General features: G+C 71.4%; 10 protein-coding genes and 1 riboswitch. Of the genes, 2 read left to right on the top strand and 8 right to left on the bottom strand.

Annotated features, from left to right (window positions below):
• Window positions 1–92: 92 nt before the first annotated feature.
• The 6 genes from OG462_RS07365 to OG462_RS07390 all read right to left on the bottom strand — a co-directional run bounded on the left by OG462_RS07365 (window position 93) and on the right by OG462_RS07390 (window position 7,424).
• Window positions 93–878: an enoyl-CoA hydratase gene (locus OG462_RS07365; protein WP_406055630.1), complete on the bottom strand. Its 786-nt coding sequence runs from the start codon at window positions 876–878 to the stop codon at window positions 93–95.
• Window positions 875–1,795: a 3-hydroxyisobutyrate dehydrogenase gene (mmsB, locus tag OG462_RS07370; protein WP_406055632.1), complete on the bottom strand. Its 921-nt coding sequence runs from the start codon at window positions 1,793–1,795 to the stop codon at window positions 875–877. The genes OG462_RS07365 and mmsB overlap by 4 nt, the downstream gene beginning before the upstream one ends.
• Window positions 1,792–2,868 carry an enoyl-CoA hydratase/isomerase family protein gene (locus OG462_RS07375; RefSeq protein WP_406055634.1) on the bottom strand — a complete coding sequence of 359 codons (1,077 nt, stop codon included), beginning with the start codon at window positions 2,866–2,868 and terminating at the stop codon, window positions 1,792–1,794. Before OG462_RS07375 ends, mmsB begins: the two co-directional genes overlap by 4 nt.
• Complete coding sequence (locus OG462_RS07380; protein WP_406055636.1) at window positions 2,865–4,016, bottom strand: acyl-CoA dehydrogenase family protein; 1,152 nt, start codon at window positions 4,014–4,016, stop codon at window positions 2,865–2,867. Before OG462_RS07380 ends, OG462_RS07375 begins: the two co-directional genes overlap by 4 nt.
• Entirely contained in the window at window positions 4,013–5,512 is a 1,500-nt protein-coding gene (locus OG462_RS07385) for a CoA-acylating methylmalonate-semialdehyde dehydrogenase (RefSeq protein ID WP_406055638.1), read from the bottom strand. Before OG462_RS07385 ends, OG462_RS07380 begins: the two co-directional genes overlap by 4 nt.
• Window positions 5,513–5,741: 229 nt before the next feature.
• Window positions 5,742–5,921: riboswitch (cobalamin riboswitch) on the bottom strand.
• Between the two features lie 87 nt (window positions 5,922–6,008).
• Complete coding sequence (locus OG462_RS07390) at window positions 6,009–7,424, bottom strand: short-chain fatty acyl-CoA regulator family protein (RefSeq protein WP_406055640.1); 1,416 nt, start codon at window positions 7,422–7,424, stop codon at window positions 6,009–6,011.
• A 366-nt stretch (window positions 7,425–7,790) separates the two neighbouring features.
• On the opposite strand from OG462_RS07390, the gene aceA reads away from it, so the two are divergent.
• Both aceA and aceB read left to right on the top strand, forming a co-directional pair.
• Entirely contained in the window at window positions 7,791–9,107 is a 1,317-nt protein-coding gene (gene aceA, locus OG462_RS07395) for an isocitrate lyase (RefSeq protein WP_406055642.1), read from the top strand.
• Window positions 9,108–9,205: 98 nt separating this feature from the next.
• A complete protein-coding gene (aceB, locus tag OG462_RS07400) occupies window positions 9,206–10,798 on the top strand; it encodes a malate synthase A (protein ID WP_406055644.1) in 1,593 nt (530 codons plus the stop codon).
• 129 nt (window positions 10,799–10,927) lie between these two features.
• On the opposite strand, the gene OG462_RS07405 is transcribed toward aceB, so the two are convergent.
• Window positions 10,928–12,502, bottom strand: coding sequence for a phytoene desaturase family protein (locus OG462_RS07405; protein ID WP_406055646.1), 1,575 nt, complete (start codon window positions 12,500–12,502; stop codon window positions 10,928–10,930).
• A gap of 77 nt (window positions 12,503–12,579) precedes the next feature.
• Complete coding sequence (locus OG462_RS07410; protein ID WP_406055648.1) at window positions 12,580–13,101, bottom strand: SMI1/KNR4 family protein; 522 nt, start codon at window positions 13,099–13,101, stop codon at window positions 12,580–12,582.
• Between the last annotated feature and the right edge of the window lies 1 nt (window position 13,102).

Below are 13,102 nucleotides of genomic sequence, written 5' to 3' on the forward strand. Positions count from 1 at the left end.
GTCGGGCGCCCGGCGCGCCCGACCCGCCCCGGCCGCCCTGCGTGAGGTGCCGTGCCGCCGCCCGGCCTCCGGGCCGGCGCGAGGGCGTGGGGTCAGCGGTGGGTGAAGTGCGGGGGCCGCTTGTTCACGAAGGCGGACATGCCCTCCTTCTGGTCGGCCGTGGCGAACACCGCGTGGAACAGGCGGCGTTCAAAACGGACGCCCTCGGCCAGGGTCGTCTCGAAGGCGCGGTTGACGGCCTCCTTGGCCATCATGGCGACCGGCTTCGACATCCCTGCGACGGTCTCGGCCACCGCGAGGGCCTCGGAGAGGAGGTCGTCGGCCGGGACGACACGGGAGACCAGGCCCGCCCGTTCGGCCTCGACGGCGTCCATGGTGCGGCCCGTCAGGCACAGCTCCATGGCCTTGGCCTTGCCGACGGCCCGGGTGAGGCGCTGGGAGCCGCCGATGCCCGGGATCACGCCCAGTCTGATCTCGGGCTGGCCGAAGACGGCGGTGTCGGAGGCGAGGAGGATGTCGCAGAGCATGGCCAACTCGCAGCCGCCGCCCAGGGCGTAGCCGGAGACGGCGGCGACCGTGGGGGTGCGGAGGTCGCCGAGCCGGTCCCAGGCGGTGAACCAGTCGGTGAGGTACATGTCCAGGTATCCCTGCGGCTGCATCTCCTTGATGTCCGCGCCGGCCGCGAAGGCCTTCGGGGAGCCGGTGAGGACGATGCACCCGACGTCCGGGTCACGGTCGAGGGCCGCGGTGGCGCTCACGACCTCGTTCATGACCTGGAGGTTGAGGGCGTTGAGCGCCTTCGGCCGGTCGAGTGTGAGCAGAGCCGCACGGCCGCCCGTACGCTCGACGGTGATCGTCTCGTAGTCGGTCCCGGTCATGCGGTGGCCGTTCCCTTCGGTGTTTCGGCGGCCCCGTCGCGCAGGACCCGGACGATGCCGGAGAAGTCCTGGGCCGCTCCGGATCCTTCGGCGAACGCCGCGTACATCTCGGCGGCGCGCAGGCCGAGTCCACCGTGGATGCCGCCGGCGCGCAGTGCGTCGGCGGCGAGTCCCACATCCTTGGCCATCAGCGGCGCCGCGAACCCGGGCCGGTAGTCCCGGTTGGCGGGGCTGGCCGGAACGGGCCCGGGGACCGGGCAGTTGGTGGTCAGTGCCCAGCACTGGCCGGAGGCGGTGGAGGCGACGTCGTAGAGCGCCTGGTGGGACAGGCCGAGGCTCTCGCCGAGGACGAAGGCCTCGCTGACGGCGATCATCGAGATGGCGAGGATCATGTTGTTGCAGATCTTGGCGGCCTGGCCGGCGCCCGCTTCTCCGCAGTGCACGGCCCGTCGTCCCATGACGGCCAACAGCGGTTCGGCCTCGGCGAATTCGGCTTCGCCGCCTCCCGCCATGAACGTGAGGGTGGCGGCCTCGGCTCCCATGACGCCGCCCGAGACGGGGGCGTCCAGAGCCCGGTGTCCGGCTGCTGCGGCCGCGTCGTGGGCGGCCCGCGCGTCGGCCACGTCGATGGTGGAGCAGTCGATGAACAGCGTGCCGGGCTTCGCGGCCGCGAGGAGGCCCTCGTCCCGGTAGAGGGCGAGGACATGGCGGCCCGCGGGCAGCATGGTGATCACCACGTCCGCTTCGGCGGCCGCCGCGACGGCGGACTCGGCCGCCTCCACCCCGGCTGCCGAGGCCGTCGCCAGCGCGTCGGGGACGAGGTCGTAGCCGAGGACCCGGTGGCCGGCGGCGGCCAGGTTGGCGGCCATCGGGCCGCCCATGTGGCCGAGGCCCATGAAGGCGATGACGGTGGTCACCAGGGCACCTCCTGGAACGAGTCGGTGACGGCGGGAAGCCGCAGTTCACGGTCGGCGCCGAGCGGGGCGAAGTACCGGGCCACGTCCTCTCCGGTGACGTCGGCGAGCGCGGCGGGCGACCAGCGGGGATCGCGGTCCTTGTCGATGACCTGGGCCCTGATGCCCTCGACGAGGTCGGGCGAGTTCAGCGCCGCGCAGGAGACTCGGTACTCCTGTTCGAGGACCCGCTCCAACGGGCCGAGCCCGCGGGCTCGGCGCAGCGCGGTGAGGGTGACCTTGAGCGCCGTCGGGGACTTGGCGGCCAGGGTGGCGGCCGCCTCCTCAGCGGCCGGCACGTCCGCGGTGAGGAGCCGGTCCACGATCTGCTCGACCGTGTCGGCGGCGTAGCAGTGGTCGATCCACTCGCGGTGGGCGGCCAGTCGACCGGGCGGTGCCTGGCCGACCTGCGCGGCCAGGGCGTCGTGTACGGACGCCTGCGCGAACCCTGCCGTCAACCGGTCGAGCCGCTCGGCCGGCACGAAGTGGTCGGCGAGGCCGCAGAGCATGGCGTCGGCGGCGCCGACGGCCGCCCCTGTCAGCGCCAGGTGGGTCCCCAGCTCGCCGGGCGCCAGGGCCAGGAGATAGGTGCCGCCGACATCGGGGACGAAGCCGATGCCGGTCTCGGGCATGGCGACCCGGGAGCGCTCGGTGACGATCCGTACGGTGCCGTGGGCCGAGACCCCGACCCCGCCGCCCATCACGATGCCGTCCATGAGGGCGACGTACGGCTTGGGATAGCGGGCGATCAGGGCGTTGAGCCGGTACTCGTCCCGCCAGAAGTCGGCGGATTCCGTGCCACCGGCCCGGGCGTCCTCGTGGATGGCGCGGATGTCGCCGCCGGCGCACAGACCGCGCTCCCCCGCACCGGAGATCACGACGGTCTCGATCGTGGGATCGTCCCGCCAGACGGTGAGGGCCTCCTCGATCCGCAGCACCATGCGATGGCTGAGCGCGTTCAGGGCCTTGGGGCGGTTGAGGATCAGCCGGCCCGTCCGCCCTTCGGTACGGACGATGACCTCCTCGTCCCCGGTCATCGGAGGTGCTCCGTCAGGCCGCGGGCGACGATGACGTTCATGATCTCGTTGGTCCCTTCCAGGATCCGGTGGACCCGCAGGTCGCGGACGATCTTCTCGATGCCGTACTCGCTGAGGTAGCCGTATCCGCCGTGCAGCTGCAGTGCCCGGTCGGCGACGGAGAACCCGGTGTCCGTGGCGAACCGCTTGGCCATGGCGCAGAGTTGGGCCGCCCGCGGGTCTCCCCGGTCGAGGGCCTCGGCCGCCTGTCGGACGAGCGCGCGGGCGGCGGTCAGCTCGGTGGCCATGTCGGCCAGCCGGAACTGGAGGGCCTGGGCGTCGAGCAGTCGGCCGCCGAAGGCCTCGCGGTCGGAGAGATGGGTGAGGCTGCGGTCGAGGGCGCTCTGGGCTCCGCCGAGGGAGCAGGCCGCGATGCCGAGGCGGCCGCCGTTGAGGCCGTGCATGGCGATGCGGAAGCCGTCGCCCTCCGCACCCAGGCGACGGTCGGCGGGGATCCGTACCCCGTCGAGGACGACCTGGCGGGTCGGCTGCGCGTTCCAGCCCATCTTGCGCTCGTTCCCGCCGAAGGAGACTCCCGGGTCACCCCGCTCGATGATGAAGGCGGAGATCCCGCGGGGGCCGTCCGCGCCGGTGCGGGCCAGGACGAGGTACACGTCGGAGACGCCCGCGCCGGAGATGAACTGCTTCACGCCGGTCAGGACGTAGTGGTCGCCGTCCCGCTCGGCGCGGGTGCGCAGCGCGGCGGCGTCCGAGCCCGCGCCGGGTTCGGTGAGGCAGTAGCTGCCCAGGGTCTCGGCGGAGCAGAGGCCGGGCAGCCGGCGGGCGCGCTGGGCATGGTCCCCGTACCGGTCGATCATCCAGGCGACCATGTTGTGGATGGAGAGGTAGCCGGCGATCGAGGGGCAGCCGGTCGCCAGGGTCTCGAAGACGAGGACGCCGTCGGCCCGGGTGAGTCCGGAGCCTCCGTGTTCCTCCCGTACGTAGACTCCGCCGAGGCCGAGCGAGGCGGCTCTGCGGATGACGTCGACGGGGAAGTGCTTGTCCTGGTCCCAGGTCACGGCGTGCGGGGCGAGCTGTTCCTGGGCGAAGTCGAGGGTGACTTCGGCGAGGGCGAGCTGGTCCTCGGTGAGGGTGGTCACGGCGCTCATCCCATCGTCGGGATGGTGAAGCTCGCGCCTTCCTTGACCCCGGAGGGCCAGCGCGAGGTGACGGTCTTGGTGCGGGTGTAGAAGCGGACGGCGTCGGGGCCGTGCTGGTTCAGGTCGCCGAATCCGGAGCGCTTCCAGCCGCCGAAGGTGTGGTAGGCCACGGGGACCGGGATGGGGACGTTGACGCCGACCATGCCGGTGTTGACGCGGCGGGTGAAGTCGCGGGCGGTGTCGCCGTCGCGGGTGAAGATGGCGACACCGTTGCCGTAGGGGTGCTCGCTGGGCAGCCGCAGGGCCTCCTCGTAGTCGGCGGCCCGTACGACGCACAGGACGGGGCCGAAGATCTCCTCCTGGTAGATCCGCATCGAGGGGGTGACCCGGTCGAAGAGCGACGCCCCGGCGAAGAAGCCGTTCTCGTGCCCGGTGAGGGTGAACCCCCGGCCGTCCACGACGAGTTCGGCGCCCTCGCCGACACCGATCCCGACGTAGCCGTTCACCCGTTCCAGGGCGTCCCGGCCGACGAGCGGCCCGAAGTCGGCGTCGGGGTCGTCGGAGGTGCCGATACGGAGGGTCGCGATGCGCTCCTTCAGTTTCGCCACCAGCGCGTCGGCGGTCTCCTCCCCCACCGGGACGGCGACGGAGATCGCCATGCAGCGCTCGCCTGCGGAGCCGTATCCGGCGCCGATCAGCGCCTCGACGGCCTGGTCGAGGTCGGCGTCGGGCATCACGATCATGTGGTTCTTGGCGCCGCCGAAGCATTGGGCGCGCTTGCCGTGGGCGGCGGCGGTGGCATAGATGTGCGCGGCGATCGGGGTGGAGCCGACGAAGCCGAGGGCCTGGACGCGGGGGTCTTCGAGGAGGGTGTCGACGGCTTCCCTGCCGCCGTTGACGACGTTGAGCACGCCGGGCGGCAGTCCGGCCTCCAGGAACAGCTCGGCGAGCCGCAGCGGTACGGACGGGTCGCGCTCCGACGGCTTGAGGATGAAGGCGTTTCCACAGGCCAGGGCAGGTGCGGCCTTCCACAGCGGGATCATCGCGGGGAAGTTGAAGGGGGTGATCCCGGCGACGACGCCCAGCGGGCTGCGCAGCGAGTGGACGTCGATGCCGGTGCCGGCGCTGTCCGTGAACTCGCCCTTGAGGAGGTGCGGGATACCGGCGGCGAACTCCACGACCTCCAGCCCGCGTTGCAGGTCGCCGTGGGCGTCGGCGACGGTCTTGCCGTGCTCGGCGGAGAGCAGCCGGGCCAGGGAGTCCCGTTCGCCCTCGACGAGTTGGAGGAAGCGCAGCAGGACGCGGGCGCGCCGCTGCGGGTTCCATCGGCCCCATTCCCGCTGGGCCTCCTCGGCGTCGGCGATCGCCGCCTCGGTGTCGGCGCGCCCGGCCAGGGGGACCCTGGCCTGGACGGCGCCGGTGTTGGGGTCGTACACGTCGGCGAAGAGACCGGACGTGCCGGTGGTGTGCTTTCCGCCGATGAAATGGGTGAGTTCGCGGACCATCGAAGCCTGCTCTCGTCAGGTGAGGATCCGAGGAAGGCGCGGTGAGGAGCACGGTGCGACACCGATCGGGAGTTCACACCGCGGGTCCGACCGCGGGACAGGGGAAGGCGTGGGCGCCCTCGTCGAGTCACGAACGCGGGGACAGGGCCTCGCCGTTCGGGTACTCCGCCGGATCACCTGGGCCGTGGTCACGTACCGGTGCCATGCGTGTCTGCTCCATCCTCGTGGACAACACGGAACACCCCACGGCCGGTATCCTGACTCCCGGATCAGCGCGCGCTCTCCGGCCTTCCCGACGGATGGTTTCCGCCAGTGGCCTGTACTTCTGAAGAGCACACTCCCCGGTCACAGTGGCGGGACCGCGCCGGATTCACACCGGCTTCCCTGCACCGCGGGCTTCTCACGAACATATAGTTGGACGTCCTGGTAAGTCCACCCCCACTCCGGCGCGCCCCGCGCCGTCCGGGCGGTGGCCGGCACCGCCCCCGTCGAGGTCTCAGACGCGGCGGTCGGCGACCTGGTACGGGACGAACGTGCTGGTGTTCTCGTCCACGGCGAGCGGGCGACCCAGCGGAGGGACCGCGCGCTGGGGGCAGTCGAGGCGCTCGCAGAGCCGGCAACCCATGCCGATCGGGGTGGCGGCCCCGGCGTTGTCGAGGTCGATCCCGTCCGAGTACACGAGCCGGGACGCGTGGCGGATCTCGCAGCCGAGACCGATGGCGAAGGTCTTGCCCGGCTCGCCCCAGCCGCCCCGGTGCCGGGTGACGGCGCGGGCCGTCCAGAGGTGGCGCTGCCCGTCGGGCATGGCCGCGACCTGGACGTGGATCCGGCCGGGCGCGGCGAACGCCTCGTACACGTTCCACAGCGGGCAGGTGCCGCCCGCGCGGGAGAAGTGGAATCCGGTCGCGGACTGCCGCTTGGACATGTTCCCCGCCCGGTCCACGCGCACGAAGGAGAAAGGGACCCCGCGCAGCCTGGGACGTTGGAGGGTGCTCAGCCGGTGGCAGACCGTCTCGTAGCCGAGTCCGAAGTGGTCGATGAGCCGCTCGATGTCGTAGCGGAACGCCTCGGCGGCCCTGTGGAAGGCCCCGTAGGGGAGGATCAGCGCGGCGGCGAAGTAGTTGGCGATCCCGATCCGGGCCAGGCCGTGCGGGGTGGACCCGGCCGGGAAGTCCTCCGCGGCAAGCCGGTCCAGCTCGTCCCCGTATTCGAGCAACGCCAGCTGCGTGGCCATCCGGAACGCCTGCTGGCCGGGCCGCAGCCGCGCGGAGAGGTGGAGCACGCGCCCGGATTCCTCGTAGTGGTGCAGCCGCTCGGAACCGCCCGCCGAGTCTCCGACGACCTGTACGCCGTGCCGGTCCGCCAGCCGGGTGGAGAGCGCGCGGACGACTTCTCCGGGCCGGATTCCGATGCCGCGGGCCAGTTCCTCGGCGGCGAGGTCGGTCTCGTGGAGGTAGTTCTGGCGGCGGTAGAAGAACTCGCGGATCTCCTCGTGCGGGGAGAGCGGTCCACCCCGGTCCCCGCCCCGGCCGTCCGCCACCCCGGCCAGGCCCTCGGCGAGCCGCTGCCCACGGCGGCCGAGGTCCAGGAGGACCTGGGCGACGGCCGGCATCCGGGAGGCGAGCTCGGCGAGGTCGGAGGCGGAGACCCGGGCCTCGGCGACCTCCCCGGCCAGCGCCTCGCGCAGATCCGCGACGAGCCGGCTGGTGTCGCGCTCCGAGAAGAAGCCGGGGTCGACGCCGAAGGCCTCGGTCAGCCGCAGCAGGACGGGCACGGTCAGCGGTCGTGAGTCGTGCTCCATCTGGTTCAGGTAGCTGGGCGAGATGGCCAGGACGCGCGCCAGCTCCGCCTGGCTCATCCGCCGCTCCTCGCGCAGCCGCCGCAGCCGCGCTCCCGCATACGTCTTGCTCACCGGGCCCCCTCGTCCGTCGCCTCAGCCTACGCGGGAATCCGCGCGGGCCGGCCTTGGCAGACTTGGCAAAACCTCGCGGGAAGATTCGCAGAAGTTGGCAATCATCCCTGCTTGATGGCACCCAGTGTCATTGGGAGAGTCGTCCTGCGGCCCGCCGATCCAGGCGGCGCGGCGGTACCACCGGGCGCGATTCATGCCCTGATGTCGGTGATCCCGGCGGGTATCGGCCGGCGGTTCGGCACGATTGCCCAGTTCGCTCCACGAGGGACGGCGGGCCGCACCCCTCAACAACGGCACACAGTGCCAAGCCTTTGCACCTTTGACGTGCACGGCCCGCTCGAACGACTCATGGAGACGGTGACGGTCATGGCAGACACGAACACGACGGCAGCGGCGGTATCCACGGCGGCCGCACGGCTGGCCGAGCGCTGGGCCGCGGAACCCCGCTGGGCCGGCATCGAGCGCACGTACGGTGCCGAGGACGTCGTACGGCTCTCCGGCAGTGTCCGCGAGGAGCACACCCTGGCCCGGCGCGGGGCCGAGCGGCTCTGGCGACAGCTGCACGAGCAGGACTACATCCACGCCCTGGGCGCGCTGACCGGCGGGCAGGCCGTCCAGCAGGTGCGCGCCGGTCTCCAGGCGATCTACCTCTCCGGCTGGCAGGTCGCCGCCGACGCCAACCAGGCGGGCCACACCTACCCCGACCAGAGCCTGTACCCGGTCAACTCCGTTCCCCAGGTGGTCCGTCGGATCAACAACGCGCTGCTGCGGGCCGACCAGATCGCCACCGCCGAGGGCGGCTCGACCGCTTCGGCCGACGAGGGCATCGACTGGCTCGCGCCGATCGTCGCCGACGCCGAGGCCGGCTTCGGCGGCCCCCTCAACGCCTTCGAGCTGACCAAGGCGATGATCGCGGCCGGTGCGGCCGGCATCCACTACGAGGACCAGCTGGCCTCGGAGAAGAAGTGCGGACACCTCGGCGGCAAGGTCCTCGTGCCGACCGCCCAGCACATCCGCACCCTGAACGCGGCCCGCCTCGCCGCCGACATCGCCGACACCCCGACCCTGATCATCGCCCGCACGGACGCCCTCGCCGCCAACCTCATCACCAGCGACGTCGACGAGCGCGACGCGCAGTTCGTCACCGGCGAGCGCACCGCCGAAGGCTTCTACCGGGTCCAGAACGGCATGGCCCCGGTCATCGCCCGCGGCCTCGCCTACGCCCCGTACGCCGATCTGATCTGGGTCGAGACCGGCACCCCGGACCTCGCTCAGGCCCGCGAGTTCGCCGAGGCGATCCACGCCGAGTACCCGGACCAGATGCTCGCGTACAACTGCTCGCCGTCCTTCAACTGGAAGGCCGCGCTCGACGACGACCAGATCGCCAAGTTCCAACGAGAGTTGGGCGCGATGGGCTACCGGTTCCAGTTCATCACGCTGGCCGGCTTCCACTCCCTCAACCACGGCATGTTCGACCTCGCCCGCGGCTACGCCGAACACGGCATGACCGCCTATGTGGACCTCCAGGAGCGGGAGTTCGCCGCCCAGGCGCAGGGCTTCACCGCAGTCAGGCACCAGCGCGAGGTCGGCACCGGCTACTTCGACCTCGTCTCCACCGCCGTCAACCCGGCCTCCTCCACCACTGCGCTCGCCGGCTCCACCGAGGAAGAGCAGTTCCACTAGCCGACCCTCCGGCGCCCGGCCGGCTCGCGCCCCGGCCGAACGGGGGCGAGCGACCGTCCCCGTCCGCCCCCGTTCACCCCGCAGCTCAGGAGAGTTCGATGACCACCAGCGCCCCGACCCGTCATGTCCGTGTCCTGGCCGCCCCCGGTGACCGCCACCACGAGATCCTCACCCCCGACGCGCTGGACTTCGTCGGCCGGCTCGCCGCCGCCTTCGGCGAACGCCGGCAGTGGCTCCTGAAGGAGCGCCGCCGGCAGGCCATCCGGCTCGCCACCGGCTCCCCGCTCGACTTCCCCGTCGCCACCTCGGCCGTCCGCGCCGACCCTTCCTGGCAGGTCGCCCCGCCGGCGCCGGGCCTGACCGACCGCCGGGTCGAAATCACCGGCCCGCCCGACCGGCGCATGGCCGTCCACGCCCTCAACTCCGGCGCCCAGGTGTGGATGGCGGACTTCGAGGACGCCACCGCACCCACCTGGGACAACGTCATCGGCGGCCAGCTCACCCTGCTCGACGCCATCGAGCGCCGCATCGACTTCACGACACCGGAGGGAAAGGAGTACCGCCTCGGCGAGAACCCCGCCACCCTCGTGGTCCGGCCGCGCGGCTGGCACCTCGACGAGCAGCACCTGGAGCTCGCCGGAAGCCCGGTCCCGGCCTCGCTCGTCGACTTCGGGCTGTACTTCTTCCACTGCGCGCAGCGTCAGATCGATGCCGGGCACGGCCCGTACTTCTACCTCCCCAAGCTGGAGAACCACTACGAAGCGCGGCTGTGGAACGACGTGTTCGTCCTCGCCCAGGAGCTGCTCGGCATCCCCCGGGGCACCGTCCGCGCCACCGTCCTCATCGAGACGATCACCGCCGCGTTCCAGATGGAGGAGATCCTCTACGAGCTCCGCGAGCACAGCTCCGGCCTCAACGCCGGGCGCTGGGACTACCTGTTCAGCCTGATCAAGACCTTCGGCCACCGCACCGACTTCCTGCTGCCCGACCGGGCGAAGGTCACCATGACCGCGCCCTTCATGCGCGCGTACACCGAACTCCTGGTGCGCACCTGCCACCGGCGCGGCGCCCACGCCATCGGCGGCATGGCCGCCCAGGTTCCGAGCAAGGACCCGGCCACGAACGAGGCGGCCCTCGCCAAGGTCCGGCTCGACAAGGAGCGGGAGGCCGAGGACGGCTTCGACGGCTCCTGGGTCGCGCACCCCGGTCTCGTCCCGGTCTGCCGGGAGGTCTTCGACTGCGTACTCGGCGACCGCCCGCACCAGCTCGACCGCGGCCGCGAGGACGTCCAGGTGGCAGCCGCGGACCTGCTCTCCGTACGACGGATCAGCGGCCCGCCGACCGAAGAGGGCGTGCGCACCAACATCGCGGTGGCCCTGCGCTACTTCGACGCCTGGCTGCGCGGCCAGGGAGCCGTCGCCCTCGGCGGCCTGATGGAGGACGCGGCCACCGCGGAGATCGCGCGGGTCCAGGTCTGGCAGTGGCTGCGGCACCGGGTGATCGACCGCGAGAAGGTGCTGTGGGTACTTGACGAGGAACTGGCCAGGCTCGGTGCGGAGTACCCGTGGGCCGCCGTCGACGAGGTGCGCGAGCTCTTCGAGAGGACCGCGCTCGCAGCCGAACTGCCGCTCTTCTTCACCCCGGACGCCTACACCCGCCACCTCGTACGCACCACGGAGGCGCAGTCCTGAGCGACGCGGGCGAAGCCTCCCCACGACCACGGCGCTGAGGTCCTCGCCCCTCCGGCGCCCATAGCGGAGACCGTCTGGCCGCCCTCTGCCCTGGCCGTCTCCCGGCGGTCGGTGTCCCGGGGCGCCGAGTCACTGCTCCAGCACCGCCATGGCCGCGTTGTGACCGGGGATGCCGCTCACCCCGCCGCCGCGCACCGCGCCCGCGCCGCAGAGCAGGACGTTCCTGTGGGCGGTCTCGACGCCCCAACGCCCGGTTCCCCTGGCCTCGTCGACGAACGGGAAGGCCAGCGATCGGTGGAAGATGTTGCCGCGGGGCAGCCGAAGCTCGCTCTCCAGGTCGAGGGGGGTCTTCGCCTCGATGCAGGGCCTGCCGTCCCCGTCGAGCGCCAGGCAGTCGGCGATCGGCTCGTCCAGTACGGCGTCCAGTTCGGCGAGAGCCGAGGTGAGCAGTGCCTCGCGCTGGGCGGCGTTGTCGCCGGCGAACAGCCTCGCGGGCGTGTGAAGGCCGAACATCGTCAGCGTCTGGTAGCCGCGTTCGACCAGTTCGGGCGAGAGGATGGTCGGGTCGGTGAGCGAGTGGCAGTAGATCTCCGAGGGCGGCGCGGACGGCAGCGCACCCGCGGCGGCCTCCCGGTAGGACTGCTCCAACTGCCCGTATCCCTCGGCGATGTGGAAGGTGCCGGAGAATGCCTCGCGCGGGTCGACGGAGGTGTCGCGCAGCCGCGGCAGGCGGCGCAGCAGCATGTTGACCTTGAGCTGGGCGCCTTCCGCCCGCTCGGCCGGTGCCTCGTCGCCGACGAGTTCGGCGAGGGCCTCGGGGGAGGCGTTGACCAGGACCTTGCGGGCGGCGACGCTGTCCTCGCCGGACGCGGTGCGGTAGGTGACCACGGAGTGCAGGTCGTCGGGCTCGATGCGGAGCACTTCGTGGCCGGTGACGATCTCGGTCCCGGCGGCGCGGGCCGCGCCGGCGAGCGCGTCGGTGAAGGACCCCATGCCGCCGACCGGGACGTCCCAGTCTCCCGTGCCTCCACCGATGACGTGGTAGAGGAAGCAGATGTTCTGGGCGAGGGACTTGTCGTGCGCGTTGCTGAAGGTGCCGATGAGGGCGTCGGTGAGCACGACGCCGCGCACCAGGTCGTCCTGGAACCGTTCTTCGAGCGTGACGCCCAGCGGCTGCTCGAAGAGCATGTTCCAGGCGGCGGCGTCGCCCACCCGGGCCCGCAGCGCGTCCCGGGTGGGCAGCGGCTCGGTGAGCGTGGGGAAGACGCTGCGGGCCACGTTCGCGGTCGTGGCGTAGAAGTCCTGCCATGACCGGTACTCGGTGTCGGATCCGGTGAGGTCCCGGAAGGAGGCGCGGGTGCGTTCCTCTCCTCCCCCGACGAACAGCCCGGTGGCGCGGCCGTCGCGCACCGTGGGCGTGTAGGAGGAGACCGATCGCTTGCGCACGGCGAAGTTCAGCCCGAGGTCGTCGACGATCTTCGACGGCAGCAGCGAGACGAGGTAGGAGTAGCGGGAAAGACGCGCGTCCACACCCGCGAACGCCCGGGTCGAGACGGCGGCGCCTCCCGTGACATCGAGGCGTTCGAGGACGAGGACGGAGCGCCCCGCCCGTGCGAGGTAGGCGGCGGCGACGAGCCCGTTGTGGCCACCACCGACGATGACGACGTCGTAGACATCCTTGGAGACTTCGGCTTGTGCAGGCATGGCCCTTGGTAACACGCCCCCGCGCACACGGCAACGAAGCCCCACCCGTGAAGGGTGGGGCTTCGTCGATCTCGTTCCTAGGGCAGGAACTCGTAGTACGGGCCGTCAGGCGCGCGGTTGCGAGAACACAACGTCACGTCCCTCCCCTTGAGATAGGCCAGCAGCCACTCGCTGAACGTCATCTCGTAGAGAGTCCAGGACGGACTGTCCATTTCCTGGACGACGACGCGCCAGGGCGACGAGGATTCGTCGGGGACGCGAAGGAAAACCATTTCCCCGGTCGTGGCCGTCGCCACCGGCATCAACTCACCGGGGTTCGCCCCTGCCGCACTGGGCAGGAACTCGGCCATGTCCTCCTCGCGCCAGAACTCGAGATCCTCTCGGATGTTCTTTCCCAGGCTGTGCAGAAGATGGCCGGCGGGATGCTTCAGATACAACTGCCCGTTGATCGAGATCGAACCGTAGGCGTCCACGCACTCACGGAAGTCCGCAGGGAATTCGATTCCGAGTTCCTGCTCCAGTTCGATCCATGGAGCCGGATCCGACCAGTTGAACCGGGGTTCACCCAACAGGGCTCGTATCTCTGCAAGCGTTGCCACC

This window comes from Streptomyces sp. NBC_01077 (assembly GCF_045162855.1).
Taxonomy (GTDB): domain Bacteria; phylum Actinomycetota; class Actinomycetes; order Streptomycetales; family Streptomycetaceae; genus Streptomyces.

Coding starts and splice junctions, on each gene's coding strand:
- OG462_RS07365 (WP_406055630.1), bottom strand. CDS start 878: ATGACCGGGACCGACTACGAGACGATCACCGTCGAGCGTACGGGCGGC.
- OG462_RS07375 (WP_406055634.1), bottom strand. CDS start 2,868: ATGACCGGGGACGAGGAGGTCATCGTCCGTACCGAAGGGCGGACGGGC.
- OG462_RS07380 (WP_406055636.1), bottom strand. CDS start 4,016: ATGAGCGCCGTGACCACCCTCACCGAGGACCAGCTCGCCCTCGCCGAA.
- OG462_RS07385 (WP_406055638.1), bottom strand. CDS start 5,512: ATGGTCCGCGAACTCACCCATTTCATCGGCGGAAAGCACACCACCGGC.
- aceA (WP_406055642.1), top strand. CDS start 7,791: ATGGCAGACACGAACACGACGGCAGCGGCGGTATCCACGGCGGCCGCA.
- aceB (WP_406055644.1), top strand. CDS start 9,206: ATGACCACCAGCGCCCCGACCCGTCATGTCCGTGTCCTGGCCGCCCCC.
- OG462_RS07405 (WP_406055646.1), bottom strand. CDS start 12,502: ATGCCTGCACAAGCCGAAGTCTCCAAGGATGTCTACGACGTCGTCATC.